Here is a 17,492-nt window from a genome sequence, read left to right on the forward strand (position 1 = left end):
TTAGATACCCAAAACCCATAGAGCATCACATGATTGATCCGCAATTACTTCGTAAAGATATCGCCGCTGTTGCAGCGCGCTTAGCCACTCGTAAATTTCAGCTAGATGTTGAGAAATTTAATACCTTAGAGTCCGAGCGTAAGTCTTTGCAAACCCGCACCGAAGAATTACAAGCTAAGCGTAATCAATTGTCTAAAGCTATTGGCATGAAAAAAGGCAAAGGCGAAGACGCTTCTGCTGAGATGGCTGAGGTTGCACAAGTGAATACTGATATGGAATCTGGCTCAGCAAGACTCGGAACTCTCCAAGCGGAGATTTCAGATTTCTTAATGGGCATTCCAAATCTACCAGATGAGTCTGTGCCAACTGGTAAAGATGAAACTGAGAATCAAGAAATAAAGCGTTGGGGTGAAGCGCCCCTGTTTGATTTTGAGATTAAAGACCACGTAGATTTAGGCGGTCCACTTGGTTTGGATTTTGAAGTAGCAGCCAAGATTAGCGGCTCACGCTTTGTGGTTCTCAAAGGACCGATTGCGAGACTGCATCGTGCATTAGCGCAATTCATGATCGATACCCACTCAACAAATCATGGCTACCAAGAGGTCTATGCGCCCTATATGGTGAACGCTGCATCCATGCGTGGTACTGGCCAATTGCCTAAGTTTGAAGAAGATCTCTTTAAGGTCCCACGCCAAATGGGTGGCGAGGATGGAGCAGGAGAGGCGAAGACTGAAAATTTCTACCTCATTCCAACTGCAGAAGTTCCGGTGACCAATTTAGTACGTGATGAAATCGTCAATGCTGACAGCCTGCCATTGAAGTTTGTAGCCCACACTCCGTGCTTCCGCTCTGAAGCAGGTAGCTATGGTCGAGATGTACGCGGCATGATTCGTCAGCATCAATTTGATAAGGTCGAGTTAGTGCAAATCACTAAGCCAGAAGACTCTATGCAAGCCCTTGAAGATCTAACAGGTCATGCAGAGAAAATTTTGGAATTGCTTGAGTTGCCGTACAGAAAAGTATTGCTCTGTACTGGTGATATGGGTTTTGGCAGCACTAAGACTTATGACTTAGAAGTGTGGGTGCCATCACAAAAAGCCTATCGTGAGATTAGTTCATGCTCCAGCATGGGTGACTTCCAAGCAAGACGTATGCAAGCCAGATTTAAATCAGGCCAAGGTAAACCAGAATTGGTTCACACATTAAATGGTTCTGGCCTTGCAGTAGGCAGGGCATTAGTAGCGCTCCTAGAGAACAAGCAACAAGTAGACGGCAGCATTGCCATTCCAAAAGCATTGCAGCCATACCTGGGTGGCTTAGAAGTATTGAAGCCAATCTAGTTAGAAAAACCTAATAAACACCCCAAAGCTATAATTGCCCTTCGGTTCGGAGAGGTGGCAGAGTGGTCGAATGTACCTGACTCGAAATCAGGCGTAGGGTCAAACCTACCGAGGGTTCGAATCCCTCCCTCTCCGCCAAATAAGCAAGTGCTACCCTGGTTTGATTAATTGCCCAAAAGCTTCAACAAATGCTTCTCTGGGTTGCGCACCTTGCAATAGGTATTGATCATTCAGAATAATCGACGGAACTGAATGTATACCTAAGTTTGTATAGGTTGCCTCTTCATCTCTGACTTCTTGGGTAAATTCATCGCCATCGAGGATTCGATTGGCTCGTTCGCAATCAAGAACTGCGCGGCCAACAGCATTCAGCAAATTCTGTTGATCGTCTAAGTCCACTGCGAGGCAAAAGTAGGTGTTGAGTAATTCCCTTTTCAGGGAAGCTTGTTTGTCTGCCCCATACTCTTTAGCAGCCCAATAGAGAAGGCGATGGGCATTGAAGGTGTTGTAAACCCTTTTACGCCCTTCTGGATGAAACTCAAATCCAGCCTCTAATGCTTTCGCGCGGATATTGGCTTGATTGACCTTAACTTGTTCTTCGCTTAATCCATATTTCTCGGTGAGATGCTCAATAGCATCTTGACCGCCGATAGGCATATTGGGATTGAGTTCAAAGGGGCGGAAATGTACCTCAAAATCTACCTTCTCGCTTAACTGCTTCATTGCTTGATTGAGGTTGCCTAATCCAACTGCGCACCAAGGGCAGGCTACATCAGACACAAAGTCAATCTTGATAGTGGGTTTCATATTCTTGATTCTACAGAGATTGCTCGAAGAAGCTCAATAGGGCAGACCTAAATCTGTTAGAGTATTTCTATGAAATCAAGCTCTTATCGCTACATTATTTGTTTGGGATTTTTACTGACCGCTTGCTCAACACCGCCTAGTCAATTCGGCGTATATCAGCAGTCTGACGGAACGATCGGCGTCCATTCACCCAAAGATGCGAAAGAGGATGAGGCTCAAGAGATGGCTCTTGCTGAGTGCAAGAAGCTAGGAAAACGAACTGTGACGATTATTGATAGTCGGAAAACGGTCAATGACCGCTTTCCGATGACGTACAACTACTTATGCAGATAAGCCTTTAATCTGGCGCTCAGAAATTAACTGAGCAACCATTTCTTAATGGACTTATTGACACACATTGCATCTAGAGCAAGACCGAAAAACTCGGAACCATTAGTAACCATGCTTTCAATTGCCTCTACCTTGCCTGACTTAATGCCCCGCAGGTAAGTTGCCGCACGGTAACGCAAGAAGTGCTCAGTTTCACCTTCTTCGTTCTCGGTAGAGCAGAGTTCTAGGCTGCCATAGCGGGTTTCAGGATTGATGTTCAGAATAGACAAGCTCAAAGCGCCAACCAACTTCTCAGGTACTGGAATAGGTACATAAGAGTAGAGGGAGATGAGCATCTCTTCTTCGTCCACTTCAATAATGTGATCAATATCTAAAACATCTTGTTCTGTTAATTCGGTTTCTCCGGAATCCCCGCCACCAAAAGTAGATTCAAACTGCAACATGGCAGTATTACTGCCCTTTGAGATCTCAATCATGTCAGGATAGCCGAGCAAACCTTTCCACCAATACATCAATGAGAAGGTACATGGTTTAACTTCAACCATGCCTTTATTGGTAGATTTTGCAAAGTACAGGCCATAAAACTCATCATCTTTTTCAAGACCGTATTGATCGACCTTAGATGATTTGGCAGCAGGTTTAGCAGCTGTCTTTTTGGCCGCTTTCTTTACTGCTGGTTTCTTAGCAGCTGCCTTTTTAGCAACAGGCTTCTTAGCAGGAGCTTTCTTAGCTACTGGTTTCACTACCTTTTTCACTGTCTTTTTGGCTGCTACTTTTTTAGGAGCAACTTTCTTAACAGCTTTCTTTATAGGGGCTTTTTTTACCACCTTGGTAGCTACTTTCTTCTTTGCTGGTGACTTCTTTGTAGCCATGGTTTATTACCCTTCTTTATTGGTAGTTAATGTGCTTTCGCACCTATGAATATTACTGCAAATTCATTGCATTCATAATCAAAGGTATATGGGGTTTTACCTGCTAAATGCAAGGGTAGAGTTTCAATAAAAATCTTGCCATATTGATTGTTCTCTTGGTACGAGGTTGCTACACTGGAAATACGCAGTTTTACTAAACCTAGTTACTTCTCCATAAGGAATTCTATGTTTCCAGAATATCGTGAATTAATCACCAAATTAAAAACAACGGATCGCCACTTTTCGCATCTGTTTGATAAGCACAATAACTTGGATGCCAAGATTCTGCGCATGGAGGATCACAAAGAACCAAGTACGCCTGAGGAAATTGAAACCCTCAAGAAAGAAAAATTGCTGCTGAAAGATCAAATATACGCAGTACTCAAGAAAGCCAGCACGTAATTCAATTTATCTTAGGCTTTTTTCAGGAAGCAGGCTTTAAGTAGCATATTGCCTGCTTCTGTTTTGCAATCGACCTCATGGTCACCTGAAACCAAGCGAATACCTTTAATCTTGGTGCCTACCTTTAAGGTTGTGGATGATCCCTTTACTTTAAGGTCCTTGATGAGGGTCACAGTATCACCATCGGCCAATAGATTGCCGTTGGCATCTTTGACTATCAATCCTGCTTCCTCTTCAATCGCTGCGGTCATTGACCATTCATTACCGCATTGAGCGCAAACCCAGTTTTCACCATCTGGGTAGGTCATGTCTTCCTGGCAGGCAGGGCATTTGGGTGGGTTCTCTGTACTCATGGCTACTATTTTAGTCTTGCCATATAGAATGACTATTAAATGAATAAGTCACTCAAAACTATCTCGCTTGTAATGCTCGTCATCCTGGGTCTAGGTAGTATAGGGGTTTGGTATGCCGCCTCATCGATCAATCCAGCAAAGCTAACCCAATTGATCAGCTCATCTGTGAAAGATGCGACCGGTAGAGAGTTGAGGATTGCCGGCCCTGTCAGTTTGAGGGTATTTCCATCACTTGCTATTACTGCAGAACAAGTCTCCCTGAGCAATGCATCCTGGGCATCCAAGCCAGAAATGTTGATAGTTAAACACGTAGAAGTCGACATCAAATTACTTCCCTTGCTATCTAAGGAAGTCGAATTTAATGCGATTAATCTCAATGGGGTAGATGCCTACTTGCAAACCAATAAAGCGGGAGATGGTAATTGGGATTTCACGCCCGCTGTAACTGACAATACTTCATCAGCCAGCTTGCCTACCCCCAATGGGAGCACTTCGTCCTCCGATCAATCCAACTTCATCAAAATCAGAAACCTAGTCATCACAGACGCTCGTTTGAGTTATCAAGATTTTGGATCCTCGGTAAAGAGGATTTCCATTCCGCAGCTATCTTTAAAGGGCAGTGGGAATGAAACAGCAATAGCGGGTCAGGCCCAGTATGAAAGCTATCAGCTAGGCCTCAAGGGAAAAACAACGAGCATTCGCCAAATACTCAATGATTGGAATGCCAACCCAATTAAGGTCAATGTCGATCTGGCAGCAACCCTAAATGGCAAAACGATGAATATCAATGGCGATATTGATAAGAAACCTCAGACCTTGCCCAGCTTTAATCTAAGCCTGAGCTCTAAGTCATTTGAGATAGGCTCTTTGGCAGGCTCAGCGGCACTCACTAGCCCAGGTAGCGCTAAAGCCCCGGTAGAAAGTCCAACTAAATCGCATGGAAGATTCTTATTCAGTGAAGAAGCGTTACCTCTAGGTGAGCTACCAATTGCGAACGGTAAGCTTGCCTTCAATATAGATGAGTTGAGTATTCCAGGGCATGTTCCAATGACTGGCGTCAAAGGACATTTTGTATTTGAAGGTTCAAAAATAAATATAAATGACCTTCATTTTGGGCTGGGCAAAGGAAGTGCCGATGTGCGGGCGAGCGTTGCTCAATTCCAAAGCGCCAACCCTGAAATCGCCATCAAAGGCCTCGCAAGAGGATTTACTCTTGAACAGCTTATGGATGCAGTTGACTCCAATACCAAAGTAAAGGGCGGGGATACAGAGATAGCTTTCAACCTGCGTAGTACTGGAACATCGATGCATCAATTGGCTGGCAAAGCAAATGGTGCTGTACAGCTTTCAGTAGGCAAGGGAAGTATTGATTCGCGTTTCATCGATCGAGGTGGTGACTTGCTTATTACGATCGTCAACTCTATTAATCCTATGCGCAAGAAATCTGATCAAACGATATTAGAGTGTGCAGTAGTTTATCTGCCTGTGAGCAATGGACAGATTGCCTTGAATGGCTCTATTGGTGTGGTAACCGATCGTTTGGATATTGTGCTGTCTGGATCAGTAGATTTAAAAACAGAAGCTCTCAATATTAAGATTGATCCGAGAGAGAAGTCGGGGCTGACAACGGGTGTGAATCTAGCTGGATTGGTAAAACTCCAAGGTACTTTATTAAATCCTAAGGCAGGTGTTAATAAAGAAGGAGTGGTTAATAGCGCTGTCTCGATTGGCTTGGGATTTTTGACGGGTGGCGCCACAATCTTGGCTGAAAACGCTAGGTCTATCGCAACCAAGAATGCAAATCAGCCCTGTAAGGCAGCACTACATCCTTGGTTGGATATTTATCCAGGCACAAACTAGTTTTTTAAAAAACGAGACCGCTCACAAAGAGGCTGAATAAAGAAATAAAGATGCTGGCAAAGAATGCGGTCCAGAAGCTAGAGATCGTAAAGCCACTAACGACTGCCGAGACCAGCATCAGCACCAAGGCATTTACTACCAATAAAAACAGACCCATAGTGACCACCGTTAGCGGCAAGGTCAAAAGAACTAGCAAGGGTTTCACAATCGCGTTAGCAAAGCCGAGAACGAGAGCGGCAATTAAGAGTGAGCCACCGTCAGCAAATCTAAGCCCACTGAAAATGTAGCTAGCCACCCAAAGAGATAGAGAAGTTAAACCCCACTGCACTAGAAATAGTGTTAAGTTACCCATGATCGATTCCCCTATAGTTGTTGATAATTGAACTCTTGATCAGTTTATATAGTATCGGTAAATTAGGCAGCAATTTTCTGTCTAGGGGTTTTCATGGGTTTAAAGTGAATTTGAATTTGTGAGTTTGTAGCCTGTGCAAACTTGGCCAAAGTTCTCATTGAGGGGAGGCCAGAGCCACTTTCCAGTCTTGCAATTGCAGATTGTGAGGTTTGCATACGAATCGCAAGTTCCTCCTGGGAGAGACCGCTTTTCATGCGAGCTTCAATAATTTCTCTTGCGATCTCAAATTCAATACGGCTTTGTTCGTAAGCTTTTTTATAGGATGGCTCTTTGAGCCAGCGCTTGTGAAGGGTGGAGATCTTGGTCATATTAATTTGGCGTCTTTTGCTCTTTGTGTTGCGATCTTTAAGGCTGCAGAAGGGGTCTTTTGTGATTTCTTTATAAATACGTGCAAGATGATGATCTTCTTTGTGAAGGCAATTACATAAATACCTCTTCCAATGCCATCTCTTCCAGAGACTCTAATCTCCCACAGCTTTTTGCCCAGGCTTCTAATGTGAGGCATACCAACTTCTTTTGGACCAAATTGCTCTATAAGCATAGAGACCCTAACAAATCGCCCTCGCATATCATTCGGAAGACTTTCCAGCTCAGCATCAACAAATGTATTTAAGGTTTCAACCTCCCAATTAGTCATCCATAAATTATATCAATATTGATATATATCAAAAATGATATCTTATAGTTACTGATAATTCAAGGGGTATTAATAATGTGGCGGAATTTCATCCTTGAGGCTGCCGCCACCAGAACCTGCGCTACTGGCCTGCTCTTTAACGGCCTTTAACTCGCGATATAGAAATTCTATTTGCTGCTGTTGTTTGTAGACAGTCTCATTGAGCTTTTCAATGAGGTCTTCAGTAAAACTCAGTTTAATTTCGAGATTAGTGATTCGATCAGCAGTCATTATTTTCCCGCCTTATTCAGTAATAAGCTCAAAGCGACCATCTTCCATTTCGGCTTTTGGTCTAATCCAGAAATCATGTGACTGCATGGATTCATATACGTACGCAGGCTCTAGAGAGGCTTCCACATTTGCTAGCAGGACAACCTGATAAAACCCACCCGTCTTTTTATGTCTTAGCTTGGCGCCAGGTTTAAACAGCCCATCATCAGGATCTGCCATTTTGGGTTTGCTCATAAAACGTACTTTCTAGGTATGATTTGAGGATGGCCAATTCCATCCAGTACTCCATTCTAGATATATCTCCTATTCCGCAAGGGTTTACCGCTGGCGATGCACTCCGAAATTCCTTAGATGTTGCTCAGCATGCAGAGAAGTGGGGCTATACCCGCTATTGGGTCGCTGAACATCACAATATGACCGGGAATGCTAGCTCGGCAACAGCTGTCTTGATTGGCTATATCGCTGGAGGAACCTCGCGAATCAAGGTAGGCTCGGGAGGCATCATGCTGACTAATCACGCACCTTTAGTCATTGCAGAACAATTTGGGACCCTTGAATCTCTTTATCCGGGGCGAATTGAGCTGGGCTTAGGTAGGGCGCCTGGTACTGACCAAGTAACAGCTAGAGCATTGCGCCGTGATTTATTGGGCAGTGATGATCGTTTCCCGCAAGATGTGCGGGAGTTACAGCATTACTTTGGTCCGATTCAAGAAGGTCAATCGGTTAAGGCGATTCCTGGTGCCGATACCAATGTGCCCATTTGGATCCTAGGTTCCAGCCTCTATGGCGCCCAATTAGCTGCGCACTTTGGCTTGCCTTATGCTTTTGCAGCGCACTTTGCTCCAGAGCAACTCTTGGAGGCGATGTCGATCTATCGTGAACTCTTCAAACCATCCGCACAACAAGCGACGCCTTATTCTGCTTTTGTAATGAACGTTGTGGCGGCTGATACTGACGAAGAAGCGCAGCATTTGTATACCAGCTTGCAACAACATTTCATTCGGATGCGTCGTAATACTCGGGGGCAATTACCGCCACCCATCGACGATATTGATAGTTTCTGTGAGCCTCATGAAAAAGTTGCCGTAACACATATGTTGCAATGCTCTTTAGTCGGTTCGCTAGAAACGATTAAAAAGGGTATGCGTACCTGGTTAGATCGCACTGGTGCAAATGAAATTCTATTTACCGGTCAAATCTTTGATCATCAAGCACGACTGAAGTCCTTCGAAATCGCTGCTCAGGCTGCCCAAAGTTTATAAAGAAACTAATTGAAGATAGCATTGTAGTCAGAGCTAATCAGGACGTCATCTGCAGCAGCTCTGTTGGCTAGCTTTAACACTTCATTGTCTTTACTCATGAGTAGGCATGGCCTTGCAGAGTAGGCGAGGTTTAAGAAGACCTGGTCATCAGGGTCTACGCATTGCCATGGGGCTTTAAAGAGATCTACATCATCAATTACTCTGGCAAGAGCGCGCCACTGATCCAATATGCGCTCCTGGGCACTAGACTCAAGAGAGAAGAGGGGGCGACTAATGACATCAGCAAGCTCTTCTAAAGTCTGAGGGCTTGCTATGGCATCCATTTGTTTATCCAGCAAAGCTTGCTTTAGATGAATTGCTCTGAAGTCATTAAAAACAAAAATGTCGAGCAAGACATTGGTATCAAAGACAACAGACTTCATTTGATTTAGTCTTGCTGAGAACGCCAAACTTCTGGTGTGATGGTCACTTGGCCATTGTCAGACGAGACATATACCTCACCGTCTTGTACGTTAACGTGAATAACCATACTACGTTCGACCAGCTTATTAAGTTCGTTTGCCTGATCTGCAGGAATCGAAACAATCTGCAGGTTGCGTGCCCGGTTGAGCTTATTGGCTATACCATCCCACCAAATTTTGCTGGTGTGTCCACCATAGCAATACACAATCACTTGATCTGCTCTGCCACAGGCTTTGAGAATGCGACGCTCATCTGGTTGACCTACTTCAATCCAAAGCTTAATCGCATCGGTAAGGTCTTTAATCCATAGGTCGGGCTCATCGGTATCGCTTAAGCCTTTGGTAAAAACAAGATCCTCGTGGGCTTGAAGCGCAAAAGCGATGATTCTGACCATCATCCGCTCTTCGGTTTCAGAAGGGTGTTTGGCGATGGTGAGGGAATGACTGCCGTAGTAGTGGCGGTCTGAATCTGCGACATGTAGGTCGGCTTTGTGAATAGTTGCGCGTAGAGCCATACGGCATTATCGCCTTTTATGCCCGAGTGGGGCCCCATAACCAGTATTATTTACTCCATGATCCGCATTACCGAACTACGCCTCCCCATTCATCACGCTCCAGAAGATCTGGAGATGGCGATTCTCAAGCGCCTCAACTTATCCCCAAAAGACTTAATCTCTTTTGAGATCTTCAAGCGGAGTTATGACGCCCGCAAGAATGTTGCTCTTGCCTTCATCTATACGATTGATCTCTCGGTAAAAAACGAAGAGACTGTACTCAAGCAGTTTTCAGGCGACACTCATATCAGGCCATCGCCCGATACAAGTTATCACTTTGTGGCAAAGGCGCCGGAGTCTATTGCTTCCGGTCAAGTATTGCGCCCAGTGGTCATTGGATTTGGTCCTTGCGGTATTTTTGCTGCATTATTATTGGCGCAAATGGGATTTAAACCAATTGTTCTAGAGCGTGGCAAGAAGGTGCGTGAGCGCACTCAAGATACTTGGGGGCTTTGGCGTAAAAATGTCCTCAATCCTGAATCCAATGTGCAGTTCGGAGAGGGTGGGGCAGGCACCTTCTCTGATGGGAAGCTCTATAGCCAAATTAAAGATCCTAAGTTTTATGGCCGCAAGGTAATTAATGAGTTTGTCAAAGCAGGTGCGCCAGCAGAAATTCAGTATGTTGCAAAGCCCCATATTGGCACCTTCCGTCTAGTGGGTGTAGTTGAAAAAATGCGCCAAGAAATTATTGATCTCGGTGGTGAGATTCGTTTTTCACAAAAGGTGATTGGTTTTGATATTCAGAACGAGCAAATCACTGGGGTCAAAATTGAAGGACATCCGGACTTGCCAGCAAATCACGTAGTGCTCGCTTTAGGACACAGTGCGAGGGATACCTTTAAGGCTTTGCATGAAGCTGGCGTATTTATGGAAGCCAAACCCTTCTCGGTTGGCTTTCGGATTGAGCATCCACAGTCTCTCATTGATAAAGCACGTTTAGGTCCTCATGCGGGTAATGAGTTGATTGGCGCTGCAGATTACAAGCTTGTTCACCATGCCAAAAATGGACGTGCTGTTTATAGCTTTTGCATGTGTCCTGGCGGAACGGTGGTGGCAGCCACATCAGAGCCAAATCGCGTTGTCACCAATGGCATGAGCCAATACTCCCGAAATGAGCGTAATGCGAATGCCGGCATTGTGGTTGGAATCACTCCAGAAGATTATCCTGGCGGCCCACTTGCTGGGATTGAGTTTCAGCGCCAGCTGGAGTCTAAGGCTTTTGAATTAGGAGGCGGCACTTATGAGGCTCCAGGTCAATTGGTGGGGGATTTTATTGCTGGCAAACCTTCCACTGAATTTGGTAGCGTTCTTCCATCATATAAACCAGGCGTTCATTTAACGGATTTGGCTGAGGCTCTACCTGCCTACGCCATTGAAGCTATTCGGGAGGCTCTACCTGCTTTTGAGAAGCAAATTAAAGGCTTTTCCATGAAGGATGCTGTTCTTACCGGAATTGAGACCAGAACCTCTTCACCATTACGCATCACTAGGGGTGCAAACCTGCAGAGTCTCAATATTAAAGGTCTTTATCCAGCGGGTGAGGGTGCGGGTTATGCGGGTGGAATCTTGTCTGCGGGAGTTGATGGGATTAAAGTGGCAGAAGCAGTAGCGCTTGATTACCTCGCTGACTAGTCTAGAAATATTTTCATGAGATCCTAATGAACTCTGTAGCATCAAATAGCCCAACCGATGAAAAAGAAGTTTTATTTCATCCAGAGTTGCTACAGAAGTTTGATATCAATGGCCCACGCTACACGTCCTATCCAAGTGCAGATCGATTTCATGCTGATTTTTCCGAATCAGATTATTTAGAGGCGCTCAAAAGAGTGGCAAAGGTAAATGAGCCTTTATCGCTGTACTTTCATTTGCCGTTTTGCCCTAATATTTGTTATTACTGTGGCTGTAACAAGATCATTACCAAAGATCATGGCCGTAGTGCAAAGTACATTAAGTATCTAGCCAAAGAGATGACAATGGTCACTGCCGCGATGGGTGCGCAGAAAAAGATCCCCATTACGCAGTTACATTGGGGTGGTGGTACACCAACCTTCTTGTCGCACGAAGAGATGATTGAGTTGATGCAATACACCCGCGAGCACTTTGACTTATTGCCTGGCGGTGAGTATTCCATCGAGATTGATCCACGTCGCGTTACCGAGCAAGATATAGCTTTGCTTGCAGACTTAGGCTTTAACCGAATTAGTCTTGGTGTTCAAGACTTTAATCTGGCAGTTCAAGAGGCTGTGCATCGTGTTCAAACGATTGAGGAGACTCAAGCCGTAATCGATTGGTCTAGGAAGTATGGCTTCAAGTCACGTAGTGTCGACTTAATCTATGGGCTTCCCAAGCAAACTCCAGAAACCTTTAAAGAAACAGTGGATATCGTCTTAGCAATGAGCCCAGATCGCCTGTCGGTATATAACTACGCACATTTGCCGCATATTTTTAAACCACAACGCCGTATTGCTGAGGCTGATCTACCGCCAGCTGCTGATAAGTTAGATATTTTGTCAAATACAATCACGCGCTTAGATGAAGCGGGATATGTGTTTATTGGTATGGATCACTTTGCAAAGCCTGACGATGAACTAGCCATTGCACAAAAAGAAGGAAAGTTACATCGCAATTTTCAAGGGTATTCAACGCAGGCAGAGTGTGATCTCTTAGCCTTTGGAATTTCCTCTATCGGCAAGGTAGATGATTGTTACTCTCAAAATGTTCGTACCTTAGATGAATACTATGCGGCACTTGATTCTGGGCATTTGCCAGTTCTCAGGGGTTTGAGGCTGGATAAGGATGACTTACTGCGCCGTGAATTAATTGGTGAGCTCATGTGTCAATTTGCCCTAAATACCAAAACATTTGCAAACGATCATCAGATTGATTTCTCTGATTACTTCAAGGCAGAAATTGAAGAGCTTAAAGACCTAGAAGAAGCGGGACTTCTGGAATGGCAAGAGGAAGCCATTTATGTGCCGATCAAGGGGCGTCTATTAGCCAGAAGAGTAGCTATGACTTTTGATCGACATTTGCGCGAGTCCCAAGCAAAAGGCACTTACTCCAAGGTCCTTTAGGTTTATCTGTAGGCCATTTGATCTAGATCAAATAAGCAGCAAAACACTGTTGCTTTTAAGCCAAGAAAAAAATCACAACATCTATTCATTTGATTTATATCAAATGACTCACAAGGTATCAATTTCACAATGAACCCATCGAAATTGATAACAAAAGGGGTAACACCATGCGTCTTAAATCACTAGTAGCAGCAATGGCTGCAGTAGCTTCCTTAGCTCCAATTGCATCCCAAGCACAATCAGCCGAAGAAAACCCTTGGATGGTTCGTGTTCGTGCAGTCGATCTCCTTTGGAATAATGGACAAACGGGTATCGCTCAGACAGCTAATATCAAAGCAAAGGATCAAGTCATTCCTGAGTTTGATATTTCCTATTTCTTTACAAAAAATATCGCAACTGAGCTAGTGTTAACTTGGCCACAGCAGGTAAATATTACTGCTACTGGCGCTAATACCAATGTAGGCAAAATCAGCGCGCTTCCTCCATCGCTATTGCTTCAATATCACTTCACAGATTTGGGCGCCTTCAAGCCTTATGTTGGTGCTGGTGTGAACTATACAATTTTCGGCAATCGTCAAAACTTCTATGGGGCTGGCGCAGGCTTACAGGTTGAACCCTCAAGTTTTGGTGCGGTTGGTCAAGTTGGTGCTGACTACTTCTTTGATAAAAATTGGGGTCTGAACGTTGACGTGAAGTACGCAACTATGGCGACAAATGTTCAGGCGGTTGCAGGTGGAGCAAATTTAGGAAAATTAACTTTGAATCCTTGGATGCCAGCTGTTGGTGTGACTTACAAGTTCTAAGAATATAGTTCCTATATCTTGCGATAGAGCCCCCAAGGGGCTCTATTTTTATCTTTGCTATTCATGCTGTAGTAATGCATCAATGAGCGTTTCAAAACCGAATTCATTGAAATTCAGATTATCAAAATGTTTGATTGATGGATGATTTGGTGGATCAATTCTGCGCTTGGCATATTCATCCCAGTGTTTCAGCTTCCATTCATCTCTGGGGTCATTGCGCTTTTGCATGCGTAATCTGGCTTCACCTTCAGCTAGATCAATCCACGCAATAGAGATGTTGGTTTGTGGTGGGATACCCAGCGCCTCTGGATCAAACATTCTGCCACTCTGAATTTCTTTTGAGAAAGGACCTACCAAAATGACGTTCACACCAAGCAATAAGTTTTCTCTTGCAGTATCAATTAGCCCCCGATATTCCCAATCACGCAGATTCTTGAGGTAGTAGGGACTATCTCGATCATTGGGGTTCTGGGTGGTCAACTCCATTACATGGGCGCTATACGCTCCGTATACGGTATCTTTATCTAGGAAGAAGAAATCCTCTCCAGTCCTCTCAATAATGAGGGGTAGCGCCTTCTTGGCTAAAGTGGATTTACCAGTCCCAGCATGCCCTGCAAAGAGGATCAGGCGGGGTGCTGTGGGCGTAAGTTTGCAGACCATTTATCGCTAGTCTCGCAGAAATCACCAGAAATATCTCCTGTTTTGCCGAAGTGACGATAATGTCGCCATGGCTTTAATCGTACTCACTGATGCAAAACTGGCTTTTGGCCACGTTGACCTCCTCGCAAACACTGCTTTTTCACTAGAATCTGGCGAACGTGTTGGCCTAATTGGCCGTAATGGCACCGGCAAATCTTCCTTATTGAAGATTCTGGCTGGCATTGAAAAAATGGATGATGGCCTGTTGCAATATCAACAAGGCCTGAGAATTTCTTATGTTCCTCAAGAGCCCATCTTCGAGGCTGAGGAAACCGTCTTTGACGCTGTTTCTAAGGGCGTAGCAGAGGCCAAGGCTCTCCGTGAAGAGTACGAGGCCCTAAGTGTGGGTGAGTGGGATGATGCCGCACACCATCGCTTGGATGAGGTTCAATCAAAGCTTGAAGCTCTGAGTGGTTGGAACTGGGAGCAGCGGGTTCATGAAACCTTGGATCGCTTGCATCTAGATGCGGATATCAAAATTAGCAATCTTTCCGGCGGAACTAAAAAACGAGTGGCCTTAGCTCGTGCTTTAGTCGAGATGCCAGATGTGCTGTTATTGGATGAGCCAACCAACCACTTGGATTTAGATTCGATTGCCTGGTTAGAGGAGCTTCTGAAGGAATACCAAGGCTCTGTAATTTTGATCACTCATGATCGCGCCTTCCTCGATAACGTTTGTACTCAAATTGTGGAGCTCGATCGCGGTATTTTGCGTAGCTACCCAGGTAACTTCACGCAATATGAAGTGCTTAAGGATCAAGAACTCAATGCTGAATCTCTTGCCAATGCTAGAGCAGATAAATTATTGGCTCAAGAAGAGGTATGGATCCGGAAGGGGGTTGAGGCGCGACGCACTCGCAGCGTAGCTCGTATAGCCCGCTTGGAAAAACTTCGTACTAGTCGTGCTGAGCGCAGAGATGCCATGGGTCAAGTGAAGCTTGCCGTATCCGCCGGAGATCGTAGCGGCAAAATTGTTGCTGAGCTTGATAACGTCAGCAAGTCTTATGGCAGACCAATCGTGAAGGATTTCACGGCAACAATTTTGCGTGGTGACAAGGTTGGACTGCTGGGGCCGAATGGCGCAGGCAAAACAACTTTGCTCAAGCTAATACTTGGCACGATCGCTCCAGATTCTGGAACGGCTACGATGGGCACGCGCATTGAAGTGGCTTACTTCGATCAGATGCGTGAAGGGCTTGATCTCAATGCATCACTCGAGGATTACATTAGCCCTGGCAGCGAGTGGATTGAAATCAACGGTAATAAAAAACACGTTAAGAGTTATTTGAGTGATTTCTTATTTGCCCCTGAAAGAACAAATTCTCCTGTAAGTACATTGTCTGGTGGTGAGCGCAACCGTTTGCTATTGGCGCGCTTATTTGCAAGACCAGCAAACGTCTTAGTGCTAGATGAGCCCACCAATGACTTAGATATTGATACTCTCGATTTGCTTGAGCAATTACTACAGGACTACAAGGGCACTGTATTCCTTGTGAGTCATGATCGTTACTTCTTAGATAACGTCGTGACCAGCATTATTGCCAATGAAGGCGATGGATTCTGGCGTGAATATGAGGGCGGCTACGAGGACTGGAAGATTCAGAAGGCTCGCTCTGACAAGATTCGTTCTGCAAATTCCAATCAAAAGCCTGCTTCCAAGTCTGCTACTAAGGATGAGGCAAAAGCAGAGCCCGTTGTCGAAGTAAAGCCAGTAGTAAAAAGTGGGGTACAAAAACTCAATGGCAAAGAGCGACAAGAGCTTGAGACTTTGCCCTTAGAGATTGAAGTTTTAGAAACAGAGCAAGCTGATATCGGTATTGCGATGAGTAATCCCGATCTTTACAAGAATGAGCCAGAGCTGGCTGCTAGTATGCAAGCGCGCTTAAGTGAAATTACTGAGCAATTAGAGCAAAAGCTGCAGCGCTGGGAGCAGCTCTTAAGCCGCTCCGAATCTTAGTTGCCTGCTGGTTTACTCGCCGCGCTTAATCTGCGAGCGGAGCTCGGCGATTTCATCAAGTAGATCTAAGGCTAGAGCAACTCCAGGCACATTGAGTTCTAAATCGTGCGTTAGATGCGCAGCGGTCTTGGCTCTTCTCAATGAGTCCCCGCCAAAGCGCCAGTCTTGAGGTGAAGATCCAGTGGGACTTAAAACACCTTCGGTTACCCAAGACATGATCATGTCTTCTGGTGTGCGTGATGCATGTGAGAGCTCAACAATACTCATATGCACTTCGTTCTCCACAACGCTGCCTTCAATCCAGGTGATATTAGTGATGTTGGTTTGTGTCATTGCATCATCCCTTCAAATGGGTTCTGGGGTTGAAATCAAAAGCTTTCTCAAAATTTTGGTAAGCCTCTTTATGTGCATCTGTATCAGCCGGCGGCAGGGCGATTGTGGGCACTACGTAAAGATCACCAGACTCCGCACTTGGGATGCCTTTGCCTTTAAGGCGCATCTTGCGACCCGCGATAGTGCCCGCTGGAATCTTGAGTTCTAGAGTAGATCCCGCTGGCGTAGGTACATTCACTGTTGTACCCAGAGCGGCTTCCCATGGCGCTAATGGAATATCAATGTAGACATCTTTGCCGTCAACGCGATAGATTGGGTTGGGATGGAAATCAATTTCAAGATAGAGATCGCCCGCAGGTCCTTCACCAATGCCAGGACCACCTTGACCAGCGAGTCTGAGATTCTGGCCAGCCTTAATACCTTTGGGGATGCTGACATCTAACTTCCGCTCTTGCGTGCTGACATGTCCATTGGCATCCTGGGTTGGCATATGTAATGCAATTGTGCGTTTGGCGCCGTTGTAAGCATCCGCCAGATCAATCAAAATTTTGGCGTGGTGATCTTGGCCTTTGAAGTTCATGCCCTGGCGTGTGTGACCACCTTGATTGCCTCGACCGCCTTGACGATGTTTGCCTCTACCAAAAAGAGATTCAAAGAATTCGCTTTGATCGCCTTCAAAGCCTCCGCCGTAACCGGGGTGGCCACCACCATAGCCATCATCTGCGTATTCAAAACCTTCATTCCAATTTGGAGGAGGAGTGAAGTCCTGGCCATTTTTCCAGTTAGCACCAAAGCGATCGTAAGCTGCGCGCTTCTCGGTGTCTTTTAAAACCGCGTAGGCTTCACCAAGTTCTTTGAATTGCTCTTCGGCACCAGCTTCTTTATTGACGTCTGGGTGATATTTGCGAGCTAGCTTGCGGTAAGCCGCTTTGATTTCTGCCTCGGTGGCCGTACGGGCAACACCGAGGGTTTCGTAGTAATCCCTAAATTTCATAAGCCTGTATTAATCCTGAATACGTGGTGGATT

Annotated in this window: 22 protein-coding genes and 1 tRNA gene; 10 read left to right on the forward strand and 13 right to left on the reverse strand. The window is 45.2% G+C overall.

Features of this window, described 5'->3' with window-relative positions:
* The first annotated feature begins 29 nt into the window (after positions 1-29).
* Both serS and FD961_RS03215 read left to right on the forward strand, forming a co-directional pair.
* Positions 30-1,340, forward strand: a complete 1,311-nt coding sequence (gene serS / locus FD961_RS03210) for a serine--tRNA ligase (RefSeq protein WP_215394081.1) — start codon at positions 30-32, stop codon at positions 1,338-1,340.
* Between the two features lie 48 nt (positions 1,341-1,388).
* Positions 1,389-1,478, forward strand: a tRNA-Ser gene (locus tag FD961_RS03215).
* 12 nt (positions 1,479-1,490) lie between these two features.
* Here FD961_RS03215 and FD961_RS03220 read toward each other — a convergent pair.
* Complete coding sequence (locus tag FD961_RS03220) at positions 1,491-2,147, reverse strand: DsbA family oxidoreductase (protein WP_215394082.1); 657 nt, start codon at positions 2,145-2,147, stop codon at positions 1,491-1,493.
* A 69-nt stretch (positions 2,148-2,216) separates the two neighbouring features.
* Between FD961_RS03220 and FD961_RS03225 the strand changes: the two genes are divergently transcribed.
* Positions 2,217-2,480, forward strand: coding sequence for a hypothetical protein (locus tag FD961_RS03225; RefSeq protein ID WP_215394083.1), 264 nt, complete (start codon positions 2,217-2,219; stop codon positions 2,478-2,480).
* A gap of 23 nt (positions 2,481-2,503) precedes the next feature.
* On the opposite strand, the gene FD961_RS03230 is transcribed toward FD961_RS03225, so the two are convergent.
* Positions 2,504-3,349: a hypothetical protein gene (locus FD961_RS03230; protein WP_215394084.1), complete on the reverse strand. Its 846-nt coding sequence runs from the start codon at positions 3,347-3,349 to the stop codon at positions 2,504-2,506.
* Positions 3,350-3,574: 225 nt separating this feature from the next.
* Here FD961_RS03230 and FD961_RS03235 point away from each other — a divergent pair, with 225 nt between their 5' ends.
* A complete protein-coding gene (locus FD961_RS03235) occupies positions 3,575-3,790 on the forward strand; it encodes a YdcH family protein (RefSeq protein WP_215394085.1) in 216 nt (71 codons plus the stop codon).
* Between the two features lie 11 nt (positions 3,791-3,801).
* Here FD961_RS03235 and FD961_RS03240 read toward each other — a convergent pair whose 3' ends face one another.
* On the reverse strand, positions 3,802-4,143 hold the full coding sequence (locus FD961_RS03240; RefSeq protein ID WP_215394086.1) for a zinc ribbon domain-containing protein YjdM: 342 nt from the start codon (positions 4,141-4,143) through the stop codon (positions 3,802-3,804).
* A gap of 39 nt (positions 4,144-4,182) precedes the next feature.
* On the opposite strand from FD961_RS03240, the gene FD961_RS03245 reads away from it, so the two are divergent.
* Positions 4,183-6,003: an AsmA family protein gene (locus FD961_RS03245; RefSeq protein ID WP_215394087.1), complete on the forward strand. Its 1,821-nt coding sequence runs from the start codon at positions 4,183-4,185 to the stop codon at positions 6,001-6,003.
* A gap of 4 nt (positions 6,004-6,007) precedes the next feature.
* Here the strand turns inward: FD961_RS03245 and FD961_RS03250 are convergent, their stop codons facing one another.
* From FD961_RS03250 to FD961_RS03270, 5 genes are all read right to left on the reverse strand, one after another.
* On the reverse strand, positions 6,008-6,358 hold the full coding sequence (locus FD961_RS03250; protein ID WP_071464976.1) for a phage holin family protein: 351 nt from the start codon (positions 6,356-6,358) through the stop codon (positions 6,008-6,010).
* A gap of 59 nt (positions 6,359-6,417) precedes the next feature.
* Positions 6,418-6,723 carry a helix-turn-helix transcriptional regulator gene (locus FD961_RS03255; protein WP_215394088.1) on the reverse strand — a complete coding sequence of 102 codons (306 nt, stop codon included), beginning with the start codon at positions 6,721-6,723 and terminating at the stop codon, positions 6,418-6,420.
* Positions 6,720-7,052 carry a type II toxin-antitoxin system RelE/ParE family toxin gene (locus FD961_RS03260; protein WP_251371316.1) on the reverse strand — a complete coding sequence of 111 codons (333 nt, stop codon included), beginning with the start codon at positions 7,050-7,052 and terminating at the stop codon, positions 6,720-6,722. Before FD961_RS03260 ends, FD961_RS03255 begins: the two co-directional genes overlap by 4 nt.
* Before the next feature lie 69 nt (positions 7,053-7,121).
* Positions 7,122-7,322, reverse strand: coding sequence for a SlyX family protein (locus tag FD961_RS03265; protein WP_215394089.1), 201 nt, complete (start codon positions 7,320-7,322; stop codon positions 7,122-7,124).
* 12 nt (positions 7,323-7,334) lie between these two features.
* Complete coding sequence (locus FD961_RS03270; protein WP_071464980.1) at positions 7,335-7,556, reverse strand: hypothetical protein; 222 nt, start codon at positions 7,554-7,556, stop codon at positions 7,335-7,337.
* Between the two features lie 29 nt (positions 7,557-7,585).
* On the opposite strand from FD961_RS03270, the gene FD961_RS03275 reads away from it, so the two are divergent.
* On the forward strand, positions 7,586-8,584 hold the full coding sequence (locus tag FD961_RS03275; RefSeq protein ID WP_215394090.1) for an LLM class flavin-dependent oxidoreductase: 999 nt from the start codon (positions 7,586-7,588) through the stop codon (positions 8,582-8,584).
* 5 nt (positions 8,585-8,589) lie between these two features.
* Here the strand turns inward: FD961_RS03275 and FD961_RS03280 are convergent, their stop codons facing one another.
* Complete coding sequence (locus FD961_RS03280; RefSeq protein ID WP_215394091.1) at positions 8,590-9,006, reverse strand: putative toxin-antitoxin system toxin component, PIN family; 417 nt, start codon at positions 9,004-9,006, stop codon at positions 8,590-8,592.
* 5 nt (positions 9,007-9,011) lie between these two features.
* Entirely contained in the window at positions 9,012-9,560 is a 549-nt protein-coding gene (locus FD961_RS03285; RefSeq protein ID WP_215394092.1) for a YaeQ family protein, read from the reverse strand.
* Between the two features lie 57 nt (positions 9,561-9,617).
* Here FD961_RS03285 and FD961_RS03290 point away from each other — a divergent pair, with 57 nt between their 5' ends.
* From FD961_RS03290 to FD961_RS03300, 3 genes are all read left to right on the forward strand, one after another.
* Positions 9,618-11,231, forward strand: a complete 1,614-nt coding sequence (locus FD961_RS03290) for an NAD(P)/FAD-dependent oxidoreductase (protein ID WP_215394093.1) — start codon at positions 9,618-9,620, stop codon at positions 11,229-11,231.
* A gap of 26 nt (positions 11,232-11,257) precedes the next feature.
* On the forward strand, positions 11,258-12,673 hold the full coding sequence (hemN, locus tag FD961_RS03295; RefSeq protein ID WP_215394094.1) for an oxygen-independent coproporphyrinogen III oxidase: 1,416 nt from the start codon (positions 11,258-11,260) through the stop codon (positions 12,671-12,673).
* A 167-nt stretch (positions 12,674-12,840) separates the two neighbouring features.
* Complete coding sequence (locus tag FD961_RS03300; protein ID WP_071464985.1) at positions 12,841-13,476, forward strand: OmpW family protein; 636 nt, start codon at positions 12,841-12,843, stop codon at positions 13,474-13,476.
* Between the two features lie 57 nt (positions 13,477-13,533).
* Here the strand turns inward: FD961_RS03300 and FD961_RS03305 are convergent, their stop codons facing one another.
* Positions 13,534-14,136 carry an AAA family ATPase gene (locus FD961_RS03305; protein ID WP_215394095.1) on the reverse strand — a complete coding sequence of 201 codons (603 nt, stop codon included), beginning with the start codon at positions 14,134-14,136 and terminating at the stop codon, positions 13,534-13,536.
* 67 nt (positions 14,137-14,203) lie between these two features.
* Here FD961_RS03305 and FD961_RS03310 point away from each other — a divergent pair, with 67 nt between their 5' ends.
* Positions 14,204-16,132, forward strand: coding sequence for an ATP-binding cassette domain-containing protein (locus FD961_RS03310; protein WP_215394096.1), 1,929 nt, complete (start codon positions 14,204-14,206; stop codon positions 16,130-16,132).
* Positions 16,133-16,144: 12 nt separating this feature from the next.
* Here the strand turns inward: FD961_RS03310 and FD961_RS03315 are convergent, their stop codons facing one another.
* The gene (locus FD961_RS03315; protein ID WP_215394097.1) at positions 16,145-16,465 is read right to left on the reverse strand and encodes a chaperone modulator CbpM; all 321 of its coding nucleotides are present in this window, start codon (positions 16,463-16,465) and stop codon (positions 16,145-16,147) included.
* Between the two features lie 4 nt (positions 16,466-16,469).
* Positions 16,470-17,459, reverse strand: a complete 990-nt coding sequence (locus FD961_RS03320) for a DnaJ C-terminal domain-containing protein (protein ID WP_215394098.1) — start codon at positions 17,457-17,459, stop codon at positions 16,470-16,472.
* Between the last annotated feature and the right edge of the window lie 33 nt (positions 17,460-17,492).

The sequence above is a fragment of the Polynucleobacter sp. TSB-Sco08W16 genome, assembly GCF_018687455.1.
Classification (GTDB): Bacteria; Pseudomonadota; Gammaproteobacteria; order Burkholderiales; family Burkholderiaceae; genus Polynucleobacter.

What these genes read in the sequence shown, in the direction of transcription:
- FD961_RS03255 (WP_215394088.1), bottom strand. Translation starts at nt 6,723, where the DNA reads ATGACCAAGATCTCCACCCTTCACAAGCGCTGGCTCAAAGAGCCATCC.
- FD961_RS03275 (WP_215394090.1), top strand. Translation starts at nt 7,586, where the DNA reads ATGGCCAATTCCATCCAGTACTCCATTCTAGATATATCTCCTATTCCG.
- FD961_RS03305 (WP_215394095.1), bottom strand. Translation starts at nt 14,136, where the DNA reads ATGGTCTGCAAACTTACGCCCACAGCACCCCGCCTGATCCTCTTTGCA.
- FD961_RS03220 (WP_215394082.1), bottom strand. Translation starts at nt 2,147, where the DNA reads ATGAAACCCACTATCAAGATTGACTTTGTGTCTGATGTAGCCTGCCCT.
- FD961_RS03225 (WP_215394083.1), top strand. Translation starts at nt 2,217, where the DNA reads ATGAAATCAAGCTCTTATCGCTACATTATTTGTTTGGGATTTTTACTG.
- FD961_RS03235 (WP_215394085.1), top strand. Translation starts at nt 3,575, where the DNA reads ATGTTTCCAGAATATCGTGAATTAATCACCAAATTAAAAACAACGGAT.
- FD961_RS03260 (WP_251371316.1), bottom strand. Translation starts at nt 7,052, where the DNA reads ATGACTAATTGGGAGGTTGAAACCTTAAATACATTTGTTGATGCTGAG.
- FD961_RS03285 (WP_215394092.1), bottom strand. Translation starts at nt 9,560, where the DNA reads ATGGCTCTACGCGCAACTATTCACAAAGCCGACCTACATGTCGCAGAT.
- FD961_RS03245 (WP_215394087.1), top strand. Translation starts at nt 4,183, where the DNA reads ATGAATAAGTCACTCAAAACTATCTCGCTTGTAATGCTCGTCATCCTG.
- FD961_RS03240 (WP_215394086.1), bottom strand. Translation starts at nt 4,143, where the DNA reads ATGAGTACAGAGAACCCACCCAAATGCCCTGCCTGCCAGGAAGACATG.
- FD961_RS03265 (WP_215394089.1), bottom strand. Translation starts at nt 7,322, where the DNA reads ATGACTGCTGATCGAATCACTAATCTCGAAATTAAACTGAGTTTTACT.
- FD961_RS03230 (WP_215394084.1), bottom strand. Translation starts at nt 3,349, where the DNA reads ATGGCTACAAAGAAGTCACCAGCAAAGAAGAAAGTAGCTACCAAGGTG.
- FD961_RS03310 (WP_215394096.1), top strand. Translation starts at nt 14,204, where the DNA reads ATGGCTTTAATCGTACTCACTGATGCAAAACTGGCTTTTGGCCACGTT.
- FD961_RS03315 (WP_215394097.1), bottom strand. Translation starts at nt 16,465, where the DNA reads ATGACACAAACCAACATCACTAATATCACCTGGATTGAAGGCAGCGTT.
- FD961_RS03280 (WP_215394091.1), bottom strand. Translation starts at nt 9,006, where the DNA reads ATGAAGTCTGTTGTCTTTGATACCAATGTCTTGCTCGACATTTTTGTT.
- serS (WP_215394081.1), top strand. Translation starts at nt 30, where the DNA reads ATGATTGATCCGCAATTACTTCGTAAAGATATCGCCGCTGTTGCAGCG.
- FD961_RS03300 (WP_071464985.1), top strand. Translation starts at nt 12,841, where the DNA reads ATGCGTCTTAAATCACTAGTAGCAGCAATGGCTGCAGTAGCTTCCTTA.
- FD961_RS03320 (WP_215394098.1), bottom strand. Translation starts at nt 17,459, where the DNA reads ATGAAATTTAGGGATTACTACGAAACCCTCGGTGTTGCCCGTACGGCC.
- FD961_RS03270 (WP_071464980.1), bottom strand. Translation starts at nt 7,556, where the DNA reads ATGAGCAAACCCAAAATGGCAGATCCTGATGATGGGCTGTTTAAACCT.
- hemN (WP_215394094.1), top strand. Translation starts at nt 11,258, where the DNA reads ATGAACTCTGTAGCATCAAATAGCCCAACCGATGAAAAAGAAGTTTTA.
- FD961_RS03290 (WP_215394093.1), top strand. Translation starts at nt 9,618, where the DNA reads ATGATCCGCATTACCGAACTACGCCTCCCCATTCATCACGCTCCAGAA.